The organism is Streptomyces sp. NPDC005803 (genome assembly GCF_040630435.1).
In the GTDB taxonomy this organism is placed as follows: Bacteria; Actinomycetota; Actinomycetes; order Streptomycetales; family Streptomycetaceae; genus Streptomyces.
Genome location: NZ_JBEXXO010000030.1, coordinates 47,121 through 71,936 on the forward strand (window position 1 = coordinate 47,121; position 24,816 = coordinate 71,936).

General features: G+C 73.1%; 25 protein-coding genes. 16 read left to right on the forward strand and 9 right to left on the reverse strand.

The window, feature by feature from the left end; all coding sequences use genetic code 11:
* Positions 1-148: 148 nt before the first annotated feature.
* The 3 genes from ABZ454_RS32345 (at position 149) to ABZ454_RS32355 (ending at position 3,583) form a co-directional block, all read left to right on the forward strand.
* The gene (locus tag ABZ454_RS32345; protein WP_359543147.1) at positions 149-808 is read left to right on the forward strand and encodes a class II aldolase/adducin family protein; all 660 of its coding nucleotides are present in this window, start codon (positions 149-151) and stop codon (positions 806-808) included.
* Positions 809-960: 152 nt separating this feature from the next.
* Positions 961-2,088 carry a hypothetical protein gene (locus ABZ454_RS32350; RefSeq protein ID WP_356322540.1) on the forward strand — a complete coding sequence of 376 codons (1,128 nt, stop codon included), beginning with the start codon at positions 961-963 and terminating at the stop codon, positions 2,086-2,088.
* 184 nt (positions 2,089-2,272) lie between these two features.
* Positions 2,273-3,583 (forward strand): hypothetical protein, encoded by a 1,311-nt coding sequence (locus tag ABZ454_RS32355; protein WP_356322547.1) that lies wholly within the window; start codon positions 2,273-2,275, stop codon positions 3,581-3,583.
* 214 nt (positions 3,584-3,797) lie between these two features.
* On the opposite strand, the gene ABZ454_RS32360 is transcribed toward ABZ454_RS32355, so the two are convergent.
* Positions 3,798-4,211: a VOC family protein gene (locus ABZ454_RS32360; protein WP_359543148.1), complete on the reverse strand. Its 414-nt coding sequence runs from the start codon at positions 4,209-4,211 to the stop codon at positions 3,798-3,800.
* A gap of 311 nt (positions 4,212-4,522) precedes the next feature.
* On the opposite strand from ABZ454_RS32360, the gene ABZ454_RS32365 reads away from it, so the two are divergent.
* From ABZ454_RS32365 to ABZ454_RS32375, 3 genes are all read left to right on the forward strand, one after another.
* Entirely contained in the window at positions 4,523-6,121 is a 1,599-nt protein-coding gene (locus ABZ454_RS32365; protein WP_356322538.1) for an ABC-F family ATP-binding cassette domain-containing protein, read from the forward strand.
* Between the two features lie 450 nt (positions 6,122-6,571).
* Positions 6,572-6,793, forward strand: a complete 222-nt coding sequence (locus tag ABZ454_RS32370; RefSeq protein ID WP_007263382.1) for a helix-turn-helix domain-containing protein — start codon at positions 6,572-6,574, stop codon at positions 6,791-6,793.
* A 151-nt stretch (positions 6,794-6,944) separates the two neighbouring features.
* Entirely contained in the window at positions 6,945-7,736 is a 792-nt protein-coding gene (locus tag ABZ454_RS32375) for an enoyl-CoA hydratase/isomerase family protein (RefSeq protein ID WP_359543149.1), read from the forward strand.
* 107 nt (positions 7,737-7,843) lie between these two features.
* On the opposite strand, the gene ABZ454_RS32380 is transcribed toward ABZ454_RS32375, so the two are convergent.
* On the reverse strand, positions 7,844-8,563 hold the full coding sequence (locus tag ABZ454_RS32380) for a hypothetical protein (protein ID WP_356322536.1): 720 nt from the start codon (positions 8,561-8,563) through the stop codon (positions 7,844-7,846).
* Between the two features lie 96 nt (positions 8,564-8,659).
* Between ABZ454_RS32380 and ABZ454_RS32385 the strand changes: the two genes are divergently transcribed.
* The 5 genes from ABZ454_RS32385 to amaP are packed head-to-tail and all read left to right on the forward strand — an operon-like array spanning position 8,660 to position 11,003.
* Complete coding sequence (locus tag ABZ454_RS32385; protein ID WP_356322535.1) at positions 8,660-9,154, forward strand: Asp23/Gls24 family envelope stress response protein; 495 nt, start codon at positions 8,660-8,662, stop codon at positions 9,152-9,154.
* 31 nt (positions 9,155-9,185) lie between these two features.
* Positions 9,186-9,377 carry a hypothetical protein gene (locus ABZ454_RS32390; protein ID WP_356322534.1) on the forward strand — a complete coding sequence of 64 codons (192 nt, stop codon included), beginning with the start codon at positions 9,186-9,188 and terminating at the stop codon, positions 9,375-9,377.
* The gene (locus ABZ454_RS32395) at positions 9,374-9,736 is read left to right on the forward strand and encodes a hypothetical protein (protein WP_359543151.1); all 363 of its coding nucleotides are present in this window, start codon (positions 9,374-9,376) and stop codon (positions 9,734-9,736) included. The genes ABZ454_RS32390 and ABZ454_RS32395 overlap by 4 nt, the downstream gene beginning before the upstream one ends.
* Positions 9,733-10,419 carry a DUF6286 domain-containing protein gene (locus tag ABZ454_RS32400; protein WP_356322532.1) on the forward strand — a complete coding sequence of 229 codons (687 nt, stop codon included), beginning with the start codon at positions 9,733-9,735 and terminating at the stop codon, positions 10,417-10,419. The genes ABZ454_RS32395 and ABZ454_RS32400 overlap by 4 nt, the downstream gene beginning before the upstream one ends.
* Complete coding sequence (gene amaP / locus ABZ454_RS32405) at positions 10,416-11,003, forward strand: alkaline shock response membrane anchor protein AmaP (RefSeq protein WP_356322531.1); 588 nt, start codon at positions 10,416-10,418, stop codon at positions 11,001-11,003. The genes ABZ454_RS32400 and amaP overlap by 4 nt, the downstream gene beginning before the upstream one ends.
* A gap of 88 nt (positions 11,004-11,091) precedes the next feature.
* Here amaP and ABZ454_RS32410 read toward each other — a convergent pair whose 3' ends face one another.
* The 6 genes from ABZ454_RS32410 to ABZ454_RS32435 form a co-directional block, all read right to left on the reverse strand.
* Positions 11,092-11,847: an SDR family oxidoreductase gene (locus ABZ454_RS32410; RefSeq protein ID WP_359543153.1), complete on the reverse strand. Its 756-nt coding sequence runs from the start codon at positions 11,845-11,847 to the stop codon at positions 11,092-11,094.
* Between the two features lie 4 nt (positions 11,848-11,851).
* Complete coding sequence (locus ABZ454_RS32415) at positions 11,852-13,663, reverse strand: glycoside hydrolase family 15 protein (protein WP_359543154.1); 1,812 nt, start codon at positions 13,661-13,663, stop codon at positions 11,852-11,854.
* A gap of 92 nt (positions 13,664-13,755) precedes the next feature.
* Positions 13,756-14,556 carry an SURF1 family protein gene (locus ABZ454_RS32420; RefSeq protein ID WP_359543178.1) on the reverse strand — a complete coding sequence of 267 codons (801 nt, stop codon included), beginning with the start codon at positions 14,554-14,556 and terminating at the stop codon, positions 13,756-13,758.
* Positions 14,557-14,627: 71 nt separating this feature from the next.
* Positions 14,628-14,861 (reverse strand): hypothetical protein, encoded by a 234-nt coding sequence (locus tag ABZ454_RS32425; RefSeq protein ID WP_311313163.1) that lies wholly within the window; start codon positions 14,859-14,861, stop codon positions 14,628-14,630.
* 64 nt (positions 14,862-14,925) lie between these two features.
* Complete coding sequence (locus ABZ454_RS32430; protein ID WP_359543156.1) at positions 14,926-15,945, reverse strand: DEDDh family exonuclease; 1,020 nt, start codon at positions 15,943-15,945, stop codon at positions 14,926-14,928.
* Positions 15,946-15,985: 40 nt separating this feature from the next.
* A complete protein-coding gene (locus tag ABZ454_RS32435; protein WP_359543157.1) occupies positions 15,986-16,630 on the reverse strand; it encodes a TetR family transcriptional regulator in 645 nt (214 codons plus the stop codon).
* A 112-nt stretch (positions 16,631-16,742) separates the two neighbouring features.
* On the opposite strand from ABZ454_RS32435, the gene ABZ454_RS32440 reads away from it, so the two are divergent.
* Genes ABZ454_RS32440 through ABZ454_RS32460 form a run of 5 tightly spaced genes read left to right on the forward strand, consistent with a single transcriptional unit; the run spans position 16,743 to position 21,691 of the window.
* A complete protein-coding gene (locus ABZ454_RS32440) occupies positions 16,743-17,543 on the forward strand; it encodes an acetoacetate decarboxylase family protein (protein ID WP_356322526.1) in 801 nt (266 codons plus the stop codon).
* Positions 17,540-18,424 (forward strand): SDR family NAD(P)-dependent oxidoreductase, encoded by an 885-nt coding sequence (locus ABZ454_RS32445; protein ID WP_359543159.1) that lies wholly within the window; start codon positions 17,540-17,542, stop codon positions 18,422-18,424. Before ABZ454_RS32440 ends, ABZ454_RS32445 begins: the two co-directional genes overlap by 4 nt.
* A 27-nt stretch (positions 18,425-18,451) precedes the next feature.
* Positions 18,452-19,729: an amidohydrolase family protein gene (locus ABZ454_RS32450; protein WP_356322524.1), complete on the forward strand. Its 1,278-nt coding sequence runs from the start codon at positions 18,452-18,454 to the stop codon at positions 19,727-19,729.
* On the forward strand, positions 19,729-20,952 hold the full coding sequence (locus ABZ454_RS32455; protein ID WP_359543161.1) for an amidohydrolase family protein: 1,224 nt from the start codon (positions 19,729-19,731) through the stop codon (positions 20,950-20,952). Before ABZ454_RS32450 ends, ABZ454_RS32455 begins: the two co-directional genes overlap by 1 nt.
* Before the next feature lie 25 nt (positions 20,953-20,977).
* Complete coding sequence (locus ABZ454_RS32460; protein WP_356322522.1) at positions 20,978-21,691, forward strand: VIT family protein; 714 nt, start codon at positions 20,978-20,980, stop codon at positions 21,689-21,691.
* A gap of 7 nt (positions 21,692-21,698) precedes the next feature.
* On the opposite strand, the gene ABZ454_RS32465 is transcribed toward ABZ454_RS32460, so the two are convergent.
* Positions 21,699-24,791, reverse strand: a complete 3,093-nt coding sequence (locus ABZ454_RS32465) for an NACHT domain-containing protein (RefSeq protein WP_359543162.1) — start codon at positions 24,789-24,791, stop codon at positions 21,699-21,701.
* Between the last annotated feature and the right edge of the window lie 25 nt (positions 24,792-24,816).

The following is a 24,816-nucleotide window of genomic DNA, read 5'->3' on the forward strand; positions in this document are numbered from 1 at the left end:
ACCCCAACCGGAGTGCCGCCGCCCTTTTCGCCCGCGGTGTGACGGCGGGATTCCGGCACGGGCCGGTGTGGGCCCGGAATCCGGGGCCCGGACGGGTCATCGCGGGAGGGGCGGCAGGGGGCCGCTCATCCGTTGAAAGGATCTTCGTATGAGCGATGAATGGCGGGATTCGATCGAACGGGCCTGGGGCGCGGTCGTCGCCACGGCCCGCAGGACGGCCTCCGAGGGCCTGGTGGTGGGAACCTCGGGCAACGTGTCGGCGCGGGTCGGCGGGACCGTGCTGGTGACGCCGAGCGGAGTGCCGTACGACCGGCTCCGGCCCGAGGACCTGACCGGCGTCGATCTGGAGGGCAGACAGGTCCTCGGTGAGATGGCCCCCACCAGCGAGCTTCCGCTCCATCTCGCGGTGTACCGGAACACCGGCGCGGCAGCCGTCGTGCACACCCACGCGGTGCACGCCACGGCCGTCTCCACGCTGGTCGCCGAGGTGCCGTCCGTCCACTACGCGGCCGCGATGCTCGGCGGCCCCGTCCGGGTCGCCGCCTACGCCCGGTACGGCACGGACGAACTGGCCGAAAACATGCTCACGGCCCTGCGGGACCGCACCGGCTGCCTGCTGGGCAACCACGGCACGGTCACCTACGGCGCCACCCTCGACGAGGCGTACGACCGCACCGCCCAGCTCGAATGGCTGTGCCGCCTCTGGCTCACCGCGAGCTCCGTGCCCGGCCGCACCCCGTCCCTGCTCACACCGGAGCAGCTGAACGATGTCAAGGAAGCGCTGAAGGGGTACGGGCAGCCGGGCTGAGCGCGGGGCGGCGGCGGGCTCGCGGCGGGTGGCCGGGCAGGGGCCGGACGGGGCGGAGGCGGGGGCGCGGGGGAGACCGGGCGGGGCGGGGGCGGGCCACCGGACGGCCCCGTCCGCTGGCCATGTGCGGCGGGAGCCACGACACTGATGCCGTGCGCCCGGCTACAGCAACGGCAACTGCCGTCACCACGATCCTCGGCGTCGGCGCGGCAGCGGTCGCCGCCGGCCGGTACGCAGGCGACGTCGCCCTCAAGGTGCCGTCCCGACGTCCCCTCCCCGCCGACCGCAGACTCACCGTGCACGCGACGGCGGCCGGGCAGGTCACCCTGACCCGGTCCCTCACCTCGCTCCGGCCAGGCACCTACGGGCTGGTGGGAGACGACGTCCACGCCGTCGTGGGGCCGGTCATCGACCAGGCCCACCAGGCCGCCGACACGGTCGTACGCCGACTGGAACGCGTGAACCACGGCATCCTGCACCCCGGCGCCAAGGTCCGCGTCACACCGGAGGTCCACAGCGGCGATCCCACGACCGCCCTCGGCCTCGCCTTCAGCGAGGTGGAGATCCCCGGCGAACTCGGCGGCCTGCCCGCCTGGTTCGTGCCGGGCCACCGCGACACCTGGGTCATCACCGCGCACGGCCTCGGCACCACCAGGGAGCACCCGCTGAACGTGGCGGGCTTCCTGCACGAGCAACAGCTGCCGGTGCTCGACCTCGCCTACCGCGGCGACCCCGGAGCCCCCCGCTCCCCGGACGGACTCGCCCACCTCGGCGAGTCCGAGTGGCGGGACCTGGACGCGGCCATCCGCTTCGCCGTGCGCTACGGCGCCGAACAGGTCGTCCTGTACGGCTGGTCCACCGGCGCCTCGATGGCCCTGCACGCCTGCGTCAACTCGGCGCTGAGGGACCGGATCTGCGGGCTCGTCCTGGACTCGCCGGTGCTGGACTGGGCCACCACCCTGCGCGCCCTGGCCACCGCCCGGGGCGTCCCCTCCGCCCTGCTGCCCCTCGCCGTCCGCGCCGCCCAGGGGCAGACCGGACTGCACGGGGCCCGGCTCCTGGACACGTCGCTCCCCTGGACCCTGCACGTCCCGACGCTGATCTTCCACGGACCCGACGACACCCTGGCCCCCTGGCGGCCGTCCCGGGAGCTGGCCGCCCGCCGCCCCGACCTGATCGCCCTGCACGCGGTACCCCAGGCTCCGCATGCGGCGATGTGGAACGCCGACCCGGCCGGCTACGAGGAGACGCTGCGACGCTTCCTCACGCCCCTGATGTGAGCTGATGTGCCGGTTCGGCCGGTTGGTCCCGGCCGAACCGGCCGGGCCCGAAGCCGGTGTTGAGGGTTCCGTTTGGGCTTTCGGGCCGTCAGAGGCAAGACTGCTCCCCGTGACGTCCCGTACCCCGCGCGACTCCAGGCTGCGACTTGTCCGCCCGCGACCCCTCGCCACCGCTCGCAAGGCCGTGACCGCCCGGCGCACCAGGCCGGCGCCCCGCCCGCCCGAGGGCACCCCGCCCCGGGCCGAACTGGCCCGCCAGGCCAGGGCCGCTCTCGCCGACGCCGTACGGATCGCCCGCTGGGCGGCCGACGGCGTGAGCCCCGGCACGCCCCCGCTGGCCGCCCAGGCCCTCGAACGGGCCGCGACGGCGCTGGAACTGTCCCCCGCGCAGGTGCGCTCCGGCTGGGACCGGGCCCGGCTCGCCGGCCTCGTGGAGCTGCACGGCGAGACCGCCCGGCCCGGCTGGCGGCTGCGCGCCTGGGACCGCGACGACTCCGCCGTGCTCCGCGGCTGGGTGGCGCTCTTCGACGCCTGGTCGCTCGTCCACCCCGCCCCCCAGGACATCGAGTCCACGGCGGTCGCCGAGGCCGTCGAGGCCGTGCCGCAGGTGCTGTCCCTCCTCCAGCTCTCGGCGGGCCCGGTCACGGTGCCCGCCCTCCTCGACCTGCTCGGCCAGCGCGTGGCGGAACTGCACGAGGAGCGCTGCGAGGTGCCGTACGGGCCCCAGCCGCTGCCCGCTCCCACCGCACCGGCGCCCGCCGCCCACCCCGCCGCCCTCGTCGCCCTCCTGCTGGACTGGGCCCTGGAGGGGCTGGCCGCCGTCGGTGCGCTCACCCTCGGCGCCGGCACCGCCACCCTGACCCCGCTCGGCAACTGGGCGGTGTGGGTCAAGCTGGAGCAGATCTGCGTCGCCGCCCAGAGCCCGGCCGGGAACATCGAGCAGTCCGCCGCCGACATGCTGCTCGGCTGCGCCCGCCTCACCCCGGGACCGGCCCGCGCCGAATACCGCGCCTGGCTGGCCGCCCGCCCCGTCGGCAGCGCCGTCGCCGAACTCCTCGGCGTCGCCCGCGGTGAGGACGCCCTGCTGCGGGGGCTCGCCTTCGAGGCGCTCCGGGTGGTCGGCGCACCGGCCGAGCCCGAGGTCCGCTCCGTCGTCACCGACCCGTCGCTGCGCCCCTACGCGCTGCTCTGGCTCGCGGAGTACGAGGGCAGGGACCCCGAGGACGCGCAGGAGGTCCTCAGCCGTGAGGAGGCGACCTGGCTCTGGGTCGACACCGCGGCGGCCGTCGCCGACCACGGAGAGACGGGACTGCTGGTCCGCCACCTCGACTCGGCCGTGCAGGGCACCGTCCCGGCGCTGCTGGACGAGGTGAGGGCCGTGGGCCACCCACGCACCGTCCAGGTCCTGGTGGCGCTGGCCGCCGCGCACCCCGACCCGGCACTCGCCAAGGCGGTCCGCAAGGCCGCGTTCCAGGTGCACACCGGCGGAGCCTGAACCGCCGGGCGGGCCCGCTGCCCGGCGCCCACCTGGACGCGGACCCCGGCCCGCGGGGCGCCGGGCCGCCCGAAGCCGCGGCAGGGAAGCACCGGCCGCGGCAGACGGCCGGCCTCACGCCGCCCCGCGGCCTACGTCCCCAGCCGCTCAGCCGCCCTGCCCAGCGCCGCCCGGTGGGCGGCCTTCCCCGTCCGGCCGCTCCCCGTACGGCCGCTCAGCCGGCCGAACCCGGGGCGTACGTCCCGAAGCTCCACACATTGCCCTCCGCGTCGCGCGCCATGTAGTCCCGGGAGCCGTAGTCCTGGTCGGTGGGCGGCATCAGGATCTCCACCCCGTGCTCCACGGCCCGGGCGTGGTGGGCGTCGACCTCGTCGACCACCACATAGACACCGGCCGGACCGCCCCCCTGCATCGCCTTGGCGAAGACGCCCTCGCGGCCCTTGGAGCCCAGCATCACCCTGCCGTTCCCGTAGGACAGCTCCGCGTGCATCACCGTGCCGTCCTCGCCCTCGTGCACCGCTTCCTCGGTGAAGCCGAGGCCCTGGGTCAGCGTCTTGATCGCGGCCTTCGCGTCCTCGTAAAGAATCGTCGGACAGATCGTCGGAACGCCCGCCGTCGCGTCTGCCATCGCACTCATCCTCTCTTCGCCGTACCGGCCCCCACGGGCCCGTCTGTGATCTGCGTCTCAGTCTTCCACCCGATACTGACAATGCCCTGCGCGAACCGCCCCCCGAACTCCTCCCGGATGCGGACAAGGCCGTGGCGGGCGGCCCCGCACGTTTCGGCGCGTGCGGTCCGAGCGGGCGGAAAAGCGGCTGGACACCGCCAGTAGACTGGTCCTCATGGCAATTCTCCTTGTGCGTGTGCGTGAGTAACGGCGTCGAGTCGTGAATCGCTAGCCGTTCCTCCGCCTTCCATACCGCTCTGGAGTTTTCCCCCGTGATCACCGCCTCCGGCATCGAGCTGCGCGCCGGCGCCCGCATGCTCATCGAATCCGCCTCCTTCCGTATCGCCAAGGGCGACCGCATCGGCCTCGTCGGCCGCAACGGGGCGGGCAAGACCACCCTCACCAAGTGCCTCGCGGGCGAGGGCACCCCGGCGGCCGGCACCATCACCCGCTCCGGCGAGGTGGGCTACCTCCCGCAGGACCCGCGCACCGGCGACCTCGACGTGCTCGCCCGGGACCGCATCCTGTCCGCACGCGGCCTCGACGAGATCCTGCGCAAGATGCGGGAGAACGAGGAGCGCATGGCGAACGGCAAGGGCGCCACCCGCGAGAAGGCGATGAAGAAGTACGAGCGCCTGGAGACGGAGTTCCTCACCAAGGGCGGATACGCGGCCGAGGCCGAGGCGGCCACCATCGCCGCCGCCCTCAGCCTCCCCGACCGGGTGCTCGCCCAGCCGCTCCACACGCTCTCCGGCGGTCAGCGCCGCCGGGTCGAGCTGGCCCGGATCCTCTTCTCGGACGCCGACACCCTGCTGCTCGACGAGCCCACCAACCACCTCGACGCGGACTCGATCGTCTGGCTGCGCGACTACCTCAAGAGCTACCGCGGCGGCTTCATCGTGATCTCCCACGATGTCGATCTCGTCGAGACGGTCGTCAACAAGGTCTTCTACCTCGACGCCAACCGCTCGCAGATCGACATCTACAACATGGGCTGGAAGCTCTACCAGCAGCAGCGCGAGGCCGACGAGAAGCGCCGCAAGCGCGAGCGGCAGAACGCCGAGAAGAAGGCCGCGACCCTCAACGCGCAGGCCGACAAGATGCGCGCCAAGGCCACCAAGACCGTGGCCGCGCAGAACATGGCCAAGCGCGCCGACCGGCTGCTCTCCGGGCTGGAAGCCGTGCGGGTCTCCGACAAGGTCGCCAAGCTGCGCTTCCCCGACCCCTCGCCGTGCGGCAAGACCCCGCTGATGGCCGAAGGTCTCTCGAAGTCCTACGGGTCGCTGGAGATCTTCACCGACGTCGACCTCGCGATCGACAAGGGCTCCCGGGTCGTCATCCTCGGCCTCAACGGCGCCGGCAAGACCACCCTGCTCCGGCTCCTCGGCGGCGCGGAGAAGCCGGACACCGGCGAGATCATCGAAGGGCACGGGCTGAAGCTCGGCTACTACGCCCAGGAGCACGAGACCCTCGACCCGGACCGCACGGTCCTGGAGAACATGCGCTCCGCGGCGCCCGATCTCGACCTCGTCGCCGTCCGCAAGACGCTCGGCTCGTTCCTGTTCTCCGGGGACGACGTGGACAAGCCCGCCGGAGTGCTCTCCGGCGGAGAGAAGACCCGGCTCGCCCTGGCGACGCTGGTGGTCTCCTCCGCCAACGTGCTCCTCCTCGACGAGCCCACCAACAACCTCGACCCGGCCAGCCGCGAGGAGATCCTCGGCGCGCTGCGCACGTACAAGGGCGCGGTCGTCCTCGTCACGCACGACGAGGGAGCGGTCGAGGCCCTCCAGCCCGAGCGCATCATCCTGCTGCCCGACGGCGTCGAGGACCTGTGGGGCGCGGACTACCGGGACCTGGTCGCCCTGGCCTGACGGACCGGCCCCCGGCGCGCATCGCATCCGGACGTCGCGCCTGCGCCGGCCGCCGGGCCCACCCGGCCGCCGCGCCCACCCGGCCGCCGGGCCCGCGCGGCGGCCGGATACCGGCCGCCGCGGTCCGCTGATCCGCTCTCGCTGGATCATTCGGCCTACGCGTGATCCATCATCTGTGTGAGGGCGTCTCGTACCCCGGCGCGGCATCCGGCAGATACCTGCCAGATGCACGCATGAGGGACATCGTTGCCCGCGCGGCTCTGACCTGGACGTTCCTCCGGCGGGGCCGCCCCGATTCCTCCGCCGACCTGCGGAATATGTGATTCCGCTCGTGTCGATGCCGTCCCGGGGCGCCGATCCGCTCGCACGGACCTTGCCGAATGGGTGGCCAGGACGGCCCCGAGGGGTGATCATGAGAGTCCAGAGCGCACTTCCCACGAGGAGGCACGGGTGGCCGAGACTCTGAAGAAGGGCAGCCGGGTAACCGGCGCCGCGCGCGACAAGCTCGCGGCAGACCTGAAGAAGAAGTACGACTCCGGTGCGAGCATCCGGGCGTTGGCCGAGGAAACCGGCCGCTCCTACGGATTCGTCCACCGGATGCTCAGCGAGTCCGGAGTGACGCTGCGGGGACGCGGCGGAGCGACACGAGGCAAGAAGGCCGCGGCGGCCTGACGGCTCTCCGCGGACCGGGGCGGGTCGCAGGACCTGCCCGGGGCTCACCGGTTTCGGCGGTGGCCACCCGGTCGATCGTGCGGTCGACCGGGTGGTTACTGTTCAGTCACTTAGCTCCATGTGCTGACTGCACCCGATCCGGAGGCGCTCCATGACCTCGCTCGACACTGTGCTCGACAAGGACGGCGTACGACTCACCGTCGACGACGCGGTTGCCACGGTGACCCTCACCAACCCGGCCAAGCGCAACGCTCAGTCCCCCGCTCTGTGGCGGGCGTTGACAGAAGCCGGACGGGCTCTGCCCGGCAGTGTGCGGGTCGTCGTGCTGCGTGGCGAAGGTGTGTCCTTCTCCGCCGGTCTCGACCGCCAGGCGTTCACCCCCGAGGGATTCGACGGTGAGCCGTCGTTGCTCGACATGGGGCGTGGGCCGGAGGCCGACCTCGACGCGGTCATCGCCGAGTACCAGGAAGCGTTCACCTGGTGGCGCCGCAACGACCTCGTGTCGATCGCGGCCGTCCAGGGGCATGCCATCGGCGCCGGCTTCCAGCTCGCTCTCGCCTGCGATCTGCGGATCGTCGCCGAGGACGTGCAGTTCGCCATGCGCGAGACCAGCCTCGGGCTGGTGCCCGACCTCACCGGCACGCACCCCTTGGTGCACCTGGTGGGGTACGCGCGCGCGCTCGAAATCTGCGCCACCGGCCGCTTCGTGCACGCCGCCGAGGCCGAGCGCACCGGCCTGGCCAACCTGGTGGTGCCCGCCGCGGAGCTCGAAGGAGCCGCCCGTGACCTGGCCGGCGCCCTGCTCGCCGCCCCGCGCGACGCCGTCGTCGAGACCAAGGCCCTGCTGAGCGGCGCCGTCTCGCGTACGTACGAGGAGCAGCGCGCCGCCGAGCGGGCCGCGCAGGGCCGTCGGCTGCGTGACCTGGCGGGCACGGCCGACTGACGGCCCCACCCCGCCGGTGGCGGAGGGCCGTCACGGACCCGACGCCGCCACTGACGTACCTCCCGTTCACCGGGCCCGGGGCGCACCGCCCGGGGCCCGGTGCCACGTCAGCCGGCCGGCGAGGCCCCCGGCCCGGGCTCTCCCGTCACGGCGGTGACCAGAACCGCGACCGGCGGATGCCCGTCCACCGCCTCCGTCACCACCGCCCGTACCGCGCGGGCCACGTCCAGCGCCCGATGACCGCCGTCCGTCGCCAGCTCGACCCGTACATGGTCCGGGCCGGTGTGCACGGAGGCGCCCAGCACCCGCGTCAGCGTCGCGACCCCGGTCACTCCGGCGGCCGCACGACCCGCCGCGTCTTCCGGATCCGCGGGGTGCACCTCGGCAGGCGGTGGTTCGGCCCGTTCCGGCTCGGTCTCCAGCAACTCCGTCACCTGGACGTCCACCTCGTCGACCACCAGGCCGAGCCGCCGCGCGGCAGCCGTCAGCAGGGCCGAGCGCAGCGCCGCGGCGGCGGCCGGCAGCGGCAGGCCGGCCGTCGCGGCCACCGTGGCCTCGATCCGCAGCGGGCCGGGCGGCAGGGCGCTCGGAGGCCGCGGCACCTGCGGGGCGGGAGCCGCCTCGGCGTCGGCCACGGCGATCCGCAGCCGCAGGAGCACCGGCCCCGACCCGCCCGCCGCCCGGTGCAGCACGCCGACCGCCGCCCGTTCCGAGATCCAGGCCCCGTCCGCCGGACCACCCAGCGGGAGCAACCGTCCCAGACCGAGCCGCAGCCGCACCGCGGCGGTCCATCCTTGGGCCCTGTGCGAGCCGTCAGCCGTCGTCATTGCTCCACCCTGCCGCATCCACGGCGCGAGTCGGGGCAAGCGCACTTAATGTGGGCAAGGAAGTCCAATCCGCCCCCCCCGAAGGGAACAACGGCGATGACCGACACCCCACAGCGGAACCGGCCCGACAGCTTCGACCACGACTCGACGGGCGGCGACAGCAGGAGTACCCCCCTTACCAAGCGCGGCGGGGGAGCCCCCGCCACCCGCGGCCGCACGACGATCGCCGACGGCGTCGTCGAGAAGATCGCCGGAATGGCCGCACGCGACGTGATGGGCGTGCACGCGATGGGAAGCGGGCTCTCGCGGACCTTCGGAGCGGTGCGCGACCGGGTCCCCGGCGGTTCCAAGTCCGTCACCCGCGGCGTGAAGGCCGAGGTCGGCGAGTCCCAGACGGCCCTCGATCTGGAGATCGTCGTCGACTACGGCGTGTCGATCTCCGACGTCGCCCGTGAGGTGAGGGAGAACGTTGTCGCGGCGGTCGAGCGGATGACGGGACTCGAAGTCGTCGAGGTCAACATCGCCGTGAGCGATGTGAAGCTGCCCGACGAGGACGACGACGAAGACCAGCCCGAGCCACGTCTCCAGTAGTCCTCCGTCCGAGGCAGTTGAGGAGCGCACGATGAGCATGGCTGTGGTCGGCATGGTGGCCGGCATGGCGCTCGGATTCGCCGGGTACTTCGGCGGGTTCGGTGCCTTTCTGCTGGTGGCCGCCCTGGGGGCGATCGGTTTCATCGCCGGTCGCTTCGTCGACGGTGACCTGGAGCCCGGCGACTTCTTCCGGAGTCGCGATCGCGGCGACCGGCGGCGGTGACGGGAGTGCCGGGGGCGGGCGGCCGGGTCGCCGCCGCGGAGCGAGGGGAGACCCGGATCGCCGACCGGGTCGTCGCGAAGATCGCCGCGCAGGCGGCGAAGGAGGCGGTCGACGAGCCCGCGAAGGACGCGGCGTCGCCGCGGGCCACGGTCACGGTGCACCGTGACACCGCTCGCGTACGGGTGAGCCTGGAGCTCGGCTATCCCAGCGACATCGGGCGCCAGTGCGGCGCCGTGCGTCGCCGGGTCGCCGAACGGGTAGAGGCCTTGGCGGGGATGGAAGTGCCCGAAGTGGCCGTACAGGTCGAGCGCCTGCACCCCACAGGAGGAAGCCTCGCGGCGCAGGGGAGGATCCGATGACCGAGCCCCAGGACCCGGACCACGGCACGGAGCGTCAGCCCGCAGCCGGTCCGGGGGAACACGGGCACGCGCTCGCACTCGACCAGTCGGCGTCCTCCGCGGCGTACGAACCGTCCCCGGCCGGGGAACGCGGCAAGGGCCGAGCGGGCCGCTTCTGGTCCGCCCGCCGCATTCCGGCGGGCATCACGGCCCTGGTGGTCCTGGGCGCCGCCGGGCTGTTCCTCTACGACGTGGCGGCCGTCCGCGCCGACCACCCGGCGATGCAGTGGCGCCGCTCGCTGGCCGACGAGCTGGCCCGGCGCCGGCTGGACGACGTCTGGGTGCTGACCGGTGCCTCGGTCGCCGCGGCGATCGGCCTGTGGCTGCTCGTCCTCGCGCTCACGCCCGGACTGCGCGATCTGCTGTCGATGCGCCAGGACCGCCCGGGCGTACGGGCGTCCCTGGACCGCAGGGCAGCGGCCATGGTCCTGCGCGACCGGGCCGTGGAGGTCTCCGGTGTGCAGTCGGTCCGGGTCCGGATGGGCCGGGGCAAGGCGAAGGTGCGGGCCGCCTCGCACTTCCGTGAACTCGACGACGTACGGGCCGATCTGGACTCCGTGCTCACCACCGGCATCAAGGAACTCGGGCTGGCCAGGCCACCGAGCCTGTCCGTCCATGTCCGCCGTCCGACGAGGAAGGGGTGAGCGGCGTGCTCAGGACCGTCAACCGGGTGCTGCTCGGCCTGGCCGGACTGGTACTCGTCTGCGTGGGCGGCGGGGTCCTGGCCGCGGCCACGGGACTCTCCGTACCGTCGTGGTGGCCCTGGTCCGGCAAGAACGACGTCCTGCTCACTCAGGCGGACCGGACCCGCTGGCGCTCCGAGGGCTGGTGGTGGCCGGTGGTGATCGCGGTCCTCGCCGTCCTGGTGGTGCTCGCCCTGTGGTGGCTGCTGGCGCAGCTGCGCCGCGCCCGCCTCGCCGAAGTGCTCGTGGACAGCGGCGACGGCGAGGGCGCACTGCTGCGCGGCCGTGCCCTGGAGGGCATGCTCGCGGGAGAGGCGGGCGCCCTGGACGGGGTGGACCGCGCCCACGTCGTCCTGACCGGCCGGCGCAGCGCTCCGCAGACCAGGATCCGGCTGCTGATGGAGCCGCACGCCGCACCCGACGAGACGCTGGGCCGGCTCAGCGACGAGGCGCTGGCCCATGCCCGGGACTCGGCGGGGCTGGAGCGACTCCCCGCCGAGGTGCGGCTGAAGGCGGTCAAGCACCGGGCGGAACGGGTGAGCTGACGGGTACGCGACGGCCCGGGGGCCGGACGATCGCCCTGTCGCGGTCGTCCGGCCCCCGGCGCATCGTGTCTTCCGCCGGGCACCCGGCTCAGAAGCCGCGCCGGGACCCGCCGTCGACCGGCACCATGATGCCCGTCAGGTACGAGGCGGCGGGCGAGAGCAGGAAGGCCGCCGTCCGGCCGAACTCCTGCGGAGTGCCGTAGCGGCGCAGCGGGATGGCCGCCTCGTTGGCCGTGCGCGAGGCCTCCGCGTCGCCGGACAGCGCGTCCAGTTCACGGACCCGGTCCGTGTCGATCCGGGCCGGCAGCACGCCCAGCACCCGGATGCCCCGCGGGCCGAGCTCGTCGGCCAGCGACTTGGCGAAGCCCGCCAGGCCGGGGCGCAGCCCGTTGGAGATGGTCAGTCCCGCGATCGGCTCGTGGACGGAGCCGGAGAGCACGAAGCCGATGACACCGCCCTCGCCGAGCGCCGCGGCCGCCGCCCGGGCCAGACGCACCGCGCCCAGGAACACCGATTCGAAGGACGACCGCCACTGCTCGTCGGTGTTGTCCGCGGCGGAGCCCGGCGCCGGGCCCCCGACGCTGATGAGGATGCCGTCGAGCCGGCCGAGCCCCTCCAGCGCGGACTCCACGAGCCGCTGCGCCGCCGCGGGGTCGGCGTTGTCGGCGGCCAGCCCGACGGCGTCCGGCCCCAGTTCGGCGGCGGCCGCCTCGGCGCGCTTCTCGTCACGGCCGGTGATGATCACCTTCGCGCCGTCGGCGACGAGTGCGCGTGCCGTGGCGTTGCCGAGTCCCCGGGTCGCTCCGGTGACGATGTACACACGGTCCTTCAGTCCAAGATCCATGGCCCTATCCTGCCGCGTCGTCTCGCGCCGTGTCCTCGGCGGTCCGCTCCTCGGTCAGGGCCACCGCCGTCCCGACCAGCCCGATGTGGCTGAAGGCCTGCGGGAAATTGCCCAGCTGCCGCATGCCGGCGGTGTCGTACTCCTCGGCCAGCAGCCCCACATCGTTGCGCAGCGCCAGCAGCCGCTCGAAGAGTTCGGTGGCCTCGTCGGTGCGCCCCGTCATCCGCAGCGCGTCCGCCAGCCAGAACGAGCAGGCCAGGAACGCGCCCTCACCGCCGGGCAGTCCGTCGACCGAGGTGCCGTCGGTGCTGTAGCGGCGCACCAGACCCTCGCTGTCCAGCTCGTCCCGTACGGCGTCCACCGTCCCGATGACGCGCGGATCGTCCGGCGGCAGGAACCCGGTCCGGGCGATCAGGAGCGTCGCGGCGTCCAGCTCCCGTGACCCGTAGGACTGGGTGAAGGTGTTGCGCACCGGGTCGTACCCCTTCTCGCACACCTCCCGGTGCACGGCGTCCCGCATCGCCCGCCAGCGGTCGGCGTCGCCGGACAGTGAGGGGTCCTCCTCCAGACTGCGCACCGCCCGGTCGGCCGCCACCCAGGCCATGACCTTGGAGTGCACGAAATGGCGCCGCTGCCCGCGGATCTCCCACAGTCCCTCGTCCGGCTCGCGCCAGGTGGACTCCAGGAAGCCGAGCAGGCTGAGCTGCAGGCTCCAGGCGTGCGGTTTGTCGTCGAGTCCGGCGTCCCGGGCCAGCCGGAGCGAGTCGATGACCTCCCCGTACACATCCAGCTGACGCTGGCGGACCGCGGCGTTGCCGATCCGGACCGGGGCGGAGTTCTCGTAGCCGCGCAGCCACGGCAGCTCCGACTCGGGCAGTCTGCGCTCGCCCGCCAGCCCGTACATGATCTGCAGATCGGCCGGGTCCCCGGCGACGGCGCGCAGCAGCCAGTCCCGCCAGGCGGCCGCCTCCTGCACATAACCGGCCGAGAGCAGCGCGCCGAGGGTGAGGGTGGAGTCCCGCAGCCAGCAGAAGCGGTAGTCCCAGTTCCGTACGCCTCCGATCTCCTCCGGCAGCGAGGTGGTGGGAGCCGCCACGATGCCGCCGGTCGGGCCGAAGGTGAGCGCCTTGAGGGTGATCAGCGAACGGATCACCGCCTCCCGGTAGGGCCCCTGGTACTTGCAGCGCGCGGACCAATCGGACCAGTCGGACAGCGTGTTCTCCAGCGCCTCGTACGGGTCGACGAGATCCGGGCGGGGGGAGTGCGAGGGGTGCCAGGTCAGGACGAAGGCCACCCGCTCACCCGCGGAGACGCTGAACGAGGAACACGTGGAGAACTGCTGCCCCCAGGTCTTGACCGGCGGCTCGCTGCGCAGCCAGGCGGAGTCCGGTCCCGCGACCGCCACCCGGTGGCCCTGGGAGCGGCGCATCCACGGCACGATGGAGCCGAAGTCGAAGCGCAGCCGGATCACCGAGGTCATGTCGACGGTGCCGCTGACCCCCTCGACGATGCGCATCACGTCGGGTTCCTGGTCCCGCTGGGGCATGAAGTCGATGACCTTCACGGTGCCCGTGCGGGTCTCCCAGAAGGTCTCCAGGACGAGGGTGTCGTCCACGTAGGCGCGCCGGGTGCAGGTGTCCGCGCCCTTGGGGGCGATGCGCCAGTGGCCGTTGTCCTCGTCGCCGAGCAGCGCCGCGAAGCAGGCGCCCGAGTCGAAGCGGGGCAGACAGAGCCAGTCGACAGAACCGTTCCTGCCGACCAGAGCCGCTGTCTGGAGATCGCCGATGAGGGCGTAGTCCTCGATACGTGGGGTCACGTGTGGCGTGTTCCCGAACCTGGCCGTCGTTAAGCAGCCACCCGGCCAGGAGAGGCGGGAGTCACGCGCCGGGCACCCGTCCCGACGAGCCGTCAGGCCTTCGCGGGCTCGGGCTCCGCGGCGGCTGCCTGCCCGGCGGCCTCGGCCGCCGCCACCCGGTCGCGCTTCTCCCTGCGGGCCAGCACCACGAAGCCCACCGGGACGCCGGCGGCGAACAGCCACCACTGCACGGCGTACGCCATGTGCGGGCCGATGGAGCTGTCGTCGGGAGCCTCGATCAGCTCGGGGGTGTCGCCCTTCGGTTCCGGCCCGGTCTGCTCGATGTAGCCGCCGAGCACCGGCCGGGACAGGAGCTTCGCCTGCTGGGCGCTGTTGATCAGCATCACCTGGCGGTCCGGCAGGTCCGAGATGTCCTTGATGCCGCTGCTGCCCGTCGTCTCGTCGGCCTTGAGCCGCCCGGTGACGGTCACCTCGCCCCTGGGCACGGCCGGTACGTCGGGGAAGGCGTGCTGGTCGGCGGCGGACGGGACCCAGCCGCGGTTGATCATGACCGTGCCGCCGCCCTTGAGGTCGAACGGGATCAGCACGTGGACGCCGATGCTGCCGTCCGTGGCGGTCCTGCGCCGGACGACGACCTCGTGCTTCTCGTCGTACGTCCCGGTGGCCGTCACCGCGCGCCAGTAGTCCGAGCGCGGAACGGTGTGGCCGGGGGAGGTGAGGGTGGCGACAGGGACGGGCTCCGCCTTGAGGTTGTGCGAGATCAGGGCGTTCTGCGCGACCTTGTGCTCATGCCGGTGCAGCTGCCAGAAGCCCAGCTCGACCATCGTGGGAATCAGGACGAGGGTGATGAGGGCGAGAATCAGCCACTGCCGGGTCAACAGGAAGCGGTACACCCCATGACGGTACAACTGCGTCATGGGGTGCATCGCGCAGGGGGTGGGGGCGGGGGCGTGGAGCCCGGTGCTCAGACTTTGTCGACGATGCCCACCTTTCCCTCCGCGCGGGCGCAGTGACCGCCGCAGAACCAGTGCCCGTCGACCTCGACCCCCTGGCCGATGACCTGGACCCGGCAGTGCTCACAGATGGGCGCCATGCGGTGAATGGCGCAGGAGAAGCAGTCGAAGACGTGAATCGCGCCCTGCGCGTGCACCTCGAAGGACATGCCGTAGTCGTTTCCGCATACTTCGCAACGTGCCATGCGCCACAGGGTGGGACGCCGGGGCGGGGGCGGGCGAGCGGCGGGCGGGCGAGTCGCCCCCGGTTCACTCCGATGACCGCGTCGGCGCCGGGACCTGACGGGCCCGTTCGTCCGTCGCCGCGGCCACGTCCCTCAGCAGATGGGTGAAGGCGCTCTCGTCCAGGATCGGCGTACCGAACGACTTCGCCTTCACCGTCTTCGACGTCGCCGCGTCCGGGTCGTTGGTGACGAGCAGGCTCGTCAGCCGGGAGACGCTCGTCGCCACGTGCAGCCCCGCCTCCACGGCCCGGTCCTCCAGGAGTTCGCGGTCGACCGAGGTGTCTCCGGAGAACGCCACCCGCATGCCCTGCATGAGCGGTTTGTCCTTCTCGTACCGTCCCGGATTCGGGTACGGACAGGACGGGCGCTTGCGCGAGGGGCGCCAGCTGTTCTGCGACCCGTACGAGGACTGGTAGCCGACGCGCGGGGTCACGGGCGAGTCCGACCACTCGGTCAGCGGCCGGCACTCCAGCAGCGGCAGCCGCACCCCGCCCCGCGCCGCCGCGTGCAGGGACGGGCGGAACGCCTCGGCCAGCACCCGGGCGTCGTCCAGCGCGTGGTGCGCGCGCTGCTGCACCACGCCGAAGTGCGCGGCCAGCGACTCCAGCTTGTGGTTGGGCAGCGGCAGCCGCAGCTCCTTGGAGAGCGCGATGGTGCACAGCCGCTGCTGGACGGGGGCGACGACGGCGGCCCGTGCGTACTCCCGGGCCAGCATCGACCAGTCGAAGGCGGCGTTGTGCGCGACCAGGACGCGGTCGGCGAGCCGCTCGGAGAGCTGGGCGGCGACCTCGGGGAAGAGCGGGGCGCCTTCCAGGACGTCGCTCGTCAGTCCGTGGATCCAGACGGGACCGGGATCGCGCTCCGGGTTGACGAGGGTGTACCAGTGGTCCTCGACGTTGCCCAGGGCGTCCAGGCGGTAGACGGCGGCGGAGATGATCCGGTCGTCCCGTGCGAGTCCGGTGGTCTCCACGTCGACGACCGCGTACCCCTGTGGGTAGGCGGTCGGCCACGGTGCTGCGGTCTGGCGGTCGTCGAGCATGGTCACAGACAATACGGGCCGCCACCGACAGTCCCCTATTCGGCCGTCAACCCATCCCCGGCCGCCGCTGGTCCCCGGCGCCGGCCAGCAGCCCGTCCACCAGCGCCCGCAGGGAGGTGACGAACAGCCGGTCCGGGTCGGCCGGCCGGGCCAGCGCGCGGGCCAGCGCCGGGTCGTCGCCCCCGGAGGAGGCCGACCAGAGCTCGCCCTCACCGGGGGACTGGACGGGGGACCGCTCCCGGTTGCGCTCGACGAGCAGGAAGCCGACGGTGTGGAACTGCACCGCCCGCACCGCGGCGGCCGCCCGGGCCCCGCGCAGCCCGGCGGCGTGCACCTCGTGGACGAGCGCCTGCTGGGCCGGCAGGAACATCCGTTCCGTCAGCCCCCGTTCGTGGACCATCGCGATCAGGTGCGGCCGCGCGCGCAGCTCCCGGCGCAGCACGCGGGCCACGGAGACGATCCGGCCGGCCGGGGTGCGCCCGGCCGGGCGCAGGGTGCCCACCTCCTGGACGGTGCGCTCGACGAGGGCGTCCAGCAGCGACTCGCGGTTGCCGACGTGCCAGTAGATCGAGGTGACGGCGGTGCCCAGCTCCGCGGCCAGCCTGCGCATGGTGAGGGCCTGCGGACCGTCCCGCACGAGCGCGGCAGCCGCCGCGAGGATCTCCTCGCGGGTCAGCGACGAACGGGCCACAGGTCCTCCGGGCTTTCGAGAGCTTCGTGCACGCACGCCTATTACCCTTCACGAGCTCCGGTGTAACTGTGTTACAGAACCCGGCACGGACAACCGAGAAGGGTGGCACCGCATGGCACGTGTACGGTACGGCGCGCGCACCGAGGCCGAGATCGCGGCGGCCCGCGAGGCCCGCTCCCGGCTCCCCGACATCTGGTCCACCGGCGTGAGCGCCGTCTGGGAGAGCGACCCCGACGCGGTGGCGGCCGTTCTCCCGCCACCCCTGAAACCCTCCGGGCGCCCGCTCGTCCGGGCGAGCATCAGCAAGGTCGACCTGCCGGGGTACCCCCTCGGGGCCGGCTCCGTCGCCGTCGCCGCCGTCCATGACGGACACGAGGGCTGGTACCCGCTGGTCATGCCGATGACCCACGAGCGGGCCCTGACCGGCGGCCGCGAGGTGTTCGGCGAGCCGAAGAAGCTCGGCGAGGTGAGCGTGGAGCGCGAAGGACTCCTCGTACGCGCCTTGCTCGCCCGCCACGGCATCGCCTTCGTCGAGGTCCGCGGCGCGGTCGCCGAACCCCTCCCGCTGCCCCCACCGGCCACCAAGCTCGACTTCTACTTCAAGTTCCTGCCCGCGGCGGACGGTGAGGGCTTCGACTCCGATCCCGTCCTGATCCACTGCACCCGCCACGAGAAGGTCCGCCGGCTGGAGCGCGTCACCGGCGACGTGGTGCTGCGCGAGTCCGTGTACGACCCGGTCGCCGACCTCCCCGTCCTGCGCGTCCTCGACCTCACCATCGGCGAGAAGACCAGCGACCAGCAGGGCCGGGCCGTCGAACGGGTGAGCGCCGACGCGCTGCTGCCGTACATCCACCAGCGCTACGACGACCCGCAGCAGATCCACGACGGCCCGCCGCGAGGGAGCGTCCGATGAGGCTTCAGGAGGGGCAGGTCGCGGTCGTCACCGGCGCCGCGAGCGGCATCGGACTCGCCATGGCCCGCAGGTTCGCCGCCGAGGGGCTCAAGGTCGTGCTCGCCGACGTGGAGGAGGCCGCGCTCGACAAGGCGGCCGGAGAACTGCGCCGCGAGGGCGCGCAGGTGCTGGCCGCGGTCGTGGACGTCGGCGAGCGCGACTCCGTCGACGCGCTTGCCGACGCCGCGTACGACGCCTTCGGCGCCGTGCACGTGCTGTGCAACAACGCCGGCGTCGGCTCCGGCGCCGAGGGCCGGATGTGGGAACACGACCCGAACGACTGGAAGTGGGCCTTCGCCGTCAACGTGTGGGGGGTCTTCCACGGCATCCAGGCCTTCCTGCCGCGCATGCTGGCGGACGGCGCCCCCGGCCACGTCGTCAACACCTCGTCCGGCGACGGCGGGATCGCCCCGCTGCCCACCGCGTCCGTGTACGCGGTCACCAAGTCCGCCGTCGTCACGATGACCGAGTCGCTCTACGCGCACCTGCGGGCGGAGGGCGCCCCGGTCGGCGCCTCGGTCCTCTTCCCCGGCCCGCACATGCTGCGCACCGGCCTGTGGGAGTCGCACCGCAACCGGCCCGAGCGGTACGCCAAGGAGCGCCCGCGCCGGACCCCGTACCGCAGCCTCGACCAGTGGGAGACCGCCATGCGGTCGGCGGGCCACGAGGTGGAGTTCACACCGGTGGAGGACGTCGCCGCGACCGTCGTGGACGGGATACGCGCCGACCGCTTCTGGATGCTGCCCGACAGCGAGCACAGCGACCGCCAGATCCGGGCCCGGTCGCAGTCGATGCTGGACCGGGCCAACCCGTCGTACCTGGAGAGCTTCGTACTCGACTGAGGCCCTACGTCCCGTCTGGAGTCAACGATGACCGACGACCCGTACCTGATCATCTCCTCCGACTGCCACGCCGGACTGCCCACGGAGGAGTACCGGCCCTACCTCGACCGCCGCTTCCACCGCGAGTTCGACGACTTCCTCGCCGGGCGGGACCGCCGCCGCGAGGAAATGACCCGCCTCGGCGTGCGCAACGAGGCCTTCGCCGACAAGTGGTTCCAGGACAACGAGGAAGGCCTGAGGGGTGGTTGGGACGCCACCCAGCGGCTCAAGGAACTCGACGGCGACGGCGTGGCCGCCGAGGTCGTCTTCCCCGACGCGGACGCCGTCGACAGCCGCACCGCGGCCCCCTTCGGCGTCGGCCTCGGCCTCTCCGGCGACCAGGACCCCGAGCTGGGCATGGCCGGCGCGCAGGCCCACAACCGCTGGCTCGCCGACTTCGTCGCCCAGCACCCCGAACGCCACTGCGGCGTCGCCCTGCTGCCCGTCACCGGCGAGACCGACCGGGTCGTCGCCGAGATCCACCGGGCCAGGGAGTCCGGTCTCGGGGCCCTGATGATCCCCTCCATGTGGGTGGACAAGGCCCCCTACCACGACCGTCGTTACGACCCCGTCTGGGCGGCCGCCGCCGAGACGGGCATGCCGGTCGTCACCCACTCCGGCGCCGCTCCCCGCCATGAGTACGGCGACCACCTCGGCATCTACGTATCCGAGGTCACCTGGTGGCCGTCCCGCCCGCTCTGGTTCCTCCTCTGGTCGGGCGCCTTCGAACGGCACCCCGGGCTGAAGTTCGGCATCGCCGAGTCCGGCTGCTGGTGGCTGCCGAACCTCCTGTGGTTCATGGACCGGCTCTACCTCGGCGCCCACGGCGGCAAGAAGCTCTCCCCGTTCGCCGAGCTCAAGCGCCCGCCCCACGAGTACCTGGACCGGCAGGTGTTCATCTGCGCCACCAACACCAAACGCCGTGAGCTCGCCCAGCGGTACGAGATCGGCGTCGGCAACATCCTGTGGGGCAGCGACTTCCCGCACCCCGAGGGCACCTGGCCGAACACCGCGAACTGGCTGCGCGACACCTTCCACGACATCCCCGTCGCCGAGACCCGCGTGATGCTGGGCCTCGCCGCCGCCGAGGTCTTCGGCTTCGACACGGACAAGCTCGCCCCGCTGGCCGCGCGCATCGGCCCCACCCCGGCCGACCTGGGCCAGAGCACCGACCAGAGCGCGGTCGAGGCCTCCTGGGCCCGCTCGCGCGAGGTCGGCCGGCACTGGCTGACCGACCACGACTTCCCCACCCTGGGGGTCTCGTGATGGACCGCTACACCGTCATCTCCGCCGACTGCCACGCCGGGGCCGATCTCCTCGACTACCGGCCCTACCTGGAGTCGGAGCACCACGACGACTTCGACGCCTGGGCCGCCGCCTACGTCAACCCGTACGAGGACCTGGTGGCCGACAGCGCCGACCGCAACTGGAACTCCGAGCGCCGCCTCGCCGAACTGGAGGCCGACGGCATCGTCGCGGAGGTCGTCTTCCCCAACACCATCCCGCCCTTCTTCCCCTCCGCCTCCCTGATGGCCCCGGCGCCCTCCCGGCAGGAGTACGCACAGCGCTGGGCGGGCCTGCGCGCCCACAACCGCTGGCTCGCCGACTTCTGCGCCGCGGCGCCGGGCCGGCGGGCGGGCGTCGCGCAGATCCTCCTCAACGACCCCGCCGAGGCGGTCCGCGAAGTGCGCCGCACCAAGGAGGCGGGCCTCACCGGCGGCATCCTGCTGCCGGGCGCCCCACCGGGCAGCGGCATCCCGGAGCTGTACTCCCCGGCGTACGACCCGCTGTGGGCGGTCTGCGCGGAGCTCGGCGTACCGGTCAACCACCACGGCGGCTCCGCCTCCCCGCCGCTCGGGGACGAACCCGCGGCCCGCGCCGTCTTCATGGTGGAGACCACCTGGTTCTCGCACCGCGCGCTGTGGCACCTGATCTTCGGCGGCGCGTTCCGCCGTCATCCCGGACTGAAACTGGTCCTCACCGAACAGGGCTCGGGCTGGATCCCGGGCGTCGTCGAGATGCTCGACTACTACCACGGGCGGCTTCTCGCGGCGGCCTCCCGGGCCGCGACCGCCGAGTCCAAGTTCGGTGCCGGGCTCGCCGCTTCGATGGGCGCGAGCCCCAGCGAGGTCTGGCGCGACAACTGCTACGTGGGCGCCAGCTTCATGCGGCCGCACGAGGTGCCGCTGCGGGACCGCATCGGCCTCGACAAGATCATGTGGGGCAGCGACTACCCGCACGACGAGGGCACTGCCCCCTACTCACGGGAGGGCCTGAGGATCGCGTACGCCGGACTGCCGCCCGCCGAGATCGCGGCCATGACCGGCGGCAACGCGGCCCGCGTCTACGGATTCGACCTGGCCGCACTCGACCGCGTCGCCGCCGCCGTCGGCCCGACCGTCGAGGAGATCGCCGAACCCCTGAAGGAGGTCCCGGCGGACGCGACGAGCCCCGCCTTCGCGCCGGGTGGGTCGGTACGCGTCTGGTGACGCCGCGAGGTGAGAGCATCTGCGGGTGACGGACACCCAGGCGCACCACGAACCGCACGGCAACGGCCTGGGCGCGCGGCTGAACTGGCTGCGCGCCGCGGTGCTCGGGGCCAACGACGGGGTGGTCTCCACCGCGGGCCTCGTCGTCGGCGTCGCCGGGGCCACCGGTGAGCGCGGCACGCTCCTGACGGCGGGGCTTGCGGGGCTGCTGGCCGGATCCATGTCGATGGCGGCGGGCGAGTACGTGTCGGTCTCCACCCAGCGCGATTCGGAACGGGCCGCGCTGGCGACGGAGAGGCGCGAGCTCCAGGAGACCCCGGAGGCGGAACTCGCCGAACTCACCGGCCTGCTGGAGGGCAAGGGGCTCAGCCGCGAGGTGGCCAGGGAGGCCGCCGTGCAGCTCACCGAACGCGACGCGCTGCGCGCCCACGCCGAGGTCGAGCTCGGCATCGACCCGGACGACCTGACGAACCCGTGGCACGCGGCCGGCGCGAGCTTCCTCGCCTTCACGGTGGGCGCGCTGCTGCCCCTGCTGGCGATCGTGCTGCCGCCGTCGTCGCTCCGCCTCCTGGTGACCGTGGTCGCGGTGCTCGCGGCGCTGGCGCTGACGGGCTGGTGGAGCGCCAGGCTGGGCAACGCGGCGGCGGGCCCGGCGGTGCTGCGGAACATGGGCGGGGGAGCGGTGGCGATGGCCGTGACGTACGCGGCGGGGGAGCTGCTGGGAGCGGCGGGGGTCTAAGCCGCGTTCACGCCGTGCGCACGATCCGTCCGGGCGGGAAGCCGTCGGTGCCCACCGCCCTTGAGCCGTAGGCGAGCGTGACGGTCAGGCCGGGCAGGCCGCTCAACGGCGTCAGGTCGGCGGCCCCCGCGTACGACTCGATGACGAGCGAGGTCAGGCCCGCCAGGTCCCGCAGCGGCGCCAGCCCGCCCGGGATGTCGCACTGGAACAGGGTGAGCGTGCGCAGTCCGGTGAGGGGAGCCAGCAGCCGGAGGTCCAGCGGTGACAGCTCCCGCAGACCGAGGGACTCCAGGCCGTGCAACTGCGGCATGCCTGACAGCTGCCGCAGCTGGGTGACGCCGCTCAGCGACAGCTCGCGCAGCTCCGGCCAGCGCTCCAGGCCCTCCAGGCTCACGTAGCGCGTCTGCCGCTGCAGGACGAGGCTGGTCACCTTCGGGCACACGGGGAGCTCACCGACGCTCTCGATGAGGAAGGGATGGCCGAGTGTCAGATGCCGGAGGTCGGGCATGTCCCCGATCGGCCCGGGGTCGAGCGCCGGGTTGAGCTCGATCAGTGAGAGCCACTCCAGACCCGGCCGCACCAGCGGACCGAGGTCCTCGACCCACGGGCACATGCTGACACCCAGCTCGCGCAGCCCGGTCATGGCCGCGATCTCGCTCAGGTCCTCGAGGTCCCGGTTGTGGTAGACGAAGAGCCGCTCCACGTCCGTACGGGACGTCAGGGACGAGAAGGCCTCGTGATCGCCCCGGAGATTCACCCTCCCCAGGCGCGGGATGTGGCGCAGGGCTTCCAGCTGGGCGGTGCTCTCCACGTAGGCGTACACGTCGTTCCAGGCGCCGGCTGCCATGATGTCCCGTGCGTACAGGTCCGCGTCGAAGGAACTCCAGGCGTCCGAGACGGCCGAGGCGACCTGCCTCCGTCCGTCGTCCCGGAAGCGAGCCACGACTTCGTACGCCGCGTCGCCCGAGATCCGTGCGGCCGTCCTGACGATCGCGGCCGCCTCGTCCGCCTCCACCTCGTCGGGACCCGGCAGCAGCCCGAGTACCAGCTCGCCGACCTTCGCCAGCGCCTCCACGTCGTCCAGCGTGAGGGGCGGCAGCATCCCCTCCGTACGGTCCGCCACCTCCCTGCGCACCTCGGGGTCGAGCTCCGGAGCGTGCTCCAGGCTCGCCGCCGCCAGCAACACCAGCCGGTGGCCGTACTCCGGTTCCTGGTCCGCACGCCGCAACAGCTTGTCCAGCAGCGCGGCCCGTTCGTCGACCCGTGCGTGGCCCACCGCCATCTGGACCACGTCGTCCCAGCCGTCGTCGTGCGCGTTGCGCACCAGCACCCCGAAGTCACGCGCTTCCACAGCCGCCTTCGCGCCCAGGTAGTCCAGGAACGTCCGGTGCACGAAGTCCACCGCGCCCGGCGCCGGTTCGCGCAACAGGCCGCTCCGGATCAGCAGATGCGAGAACACCTGCTCCGCCGACCCCCGGACCTGCGGCATCGCCCGCAGCCACTGCGCCGTCATCGCGACCGCCTCGTCGCGGCCCGCCTCCAGCTGTCCGTTGCGGATCAGCCAGTACGCCAGCCGCTGGAGCAGGGCCGTCTGCTCCTCCCGCGTGAGATCGACCCCCTCCACGTTCACGATCTCCCGTTCCGTGTCCCGCCGTACCAGCAGCATGTCCAGCGCCGCGTCGTACAGCTCCTTGCGGGCACGTGGCAGCTGCATCCGCCGGTCCCGGTTCAGCGCGCACAGCAGCGCGCACATCAGCGGGTTGGTCGCCAGTCGCCCGAGGTCCCGGCGCAGCCCGACCGCCCGGCGCAACGAGGCCTCGTACGCGTGCAGTTGTTCGCGCTCCTCGGGGGCCGGACACTCCAGCCGGGCGGTGTCGTGCCAGTGCCCGATGAAGGTACGGATGTCGGCCCGCTCCATCGGCAGCAGCGAGTGCGCGACGAAGTCCTGCTGCCCGAGCCAGCTCTCCGGGACGGCGGACGGCCGGGTCGTCACCACGTAGCGCGACCTCGGGTACGCGGTGATCAGATCCTGCAGCCACTTCTCGGTACGCCGGCGCAGCCGCATCGGGACCTCGTCGACCCCGTCCACCAGCACCAGGCCCAGCCCCCGGGACAGTATCCGGTCCGCCCAGCCCGCGGGCGCCGCGCCGTGCAGCGGGACGCCGGTCGCGCGCAGGAAGTCCTCCGGAGCGGGGAGCCTCTCGTCCGAGGTGAACGCGCGCAGCCGCAGGACGAACGGCACGCAGCGGTTCCAGTCCGCCAGATCGCTGCCGAACGTCCGGCGGGCGGCGTTCACCGCCAGCCACTGCACCAGGGTGCTCTTGCCCGAACCGGCCGGACCGCGCAGCAGCAGCCGGCTGCTCTCCGCGAGAGCCTGCTCGGCCCTGACGGTCACCCGCTCGGGCGCGGAGACGGGCCACCGGTCCGGGCCGGTGTCATGGGAGCTCATCGACAGGCTGATGTAGCTCGTCTCCAGGGGCCACTCGCCCGCCGACCGCCCCAGCGTCAGCCCGAACAGCCCCATCCGGCCGTGCGTCGCGGCCACGAACTCCGCGTAGCGCCGCTCGAAGTCCAGCGCCGCCGAGGCCGGGCGCGGGCCCAGCTGTTCCCGCACGTCCGCCACCAGCTTCCGGGTCCGCTCCGCCGCGCGGATCTGCTCCACCGCCGCCCGTGTCATGAAGGAGGGCTCGGCGGTCAGCTGCTCCACGACATGCGCGCAGCACCGCTCCAGCAGCTCCCCGTACAGTCCGGCCGCCCGGTCCGACAGCCCCGCCGGGGGCGCCGACAGCCCGGCGGCCAGCCGGCCCGGATCCAGGTTCAGGGCGAACAGCCGGTCCGCCCCCAGCGGCCCCGCCGCCGCGAGGGTGTCCGTGACCGCCGCCACGGCCGCCAGCCGCTCGTGCTCCGGAAGTCCGGCGTACGAGGCCTCCAGCCGGTTCCCGAGCTCCTTCGCCAGCCGGCCGGGCTTCGCCGGGCGGGGGAGGGGGCGCACCGGGTCCGGGACCAGGCCCGCGCCGGGCTTCGGGCTGAGCAGGGACCTGGCCACCGTGCCGAGCACCGTCGTGGCGAGCCGGACCAGCGCAACTTCCAGACCCTGCACCGCAGTTCCTCCCCCTGTCGGACCC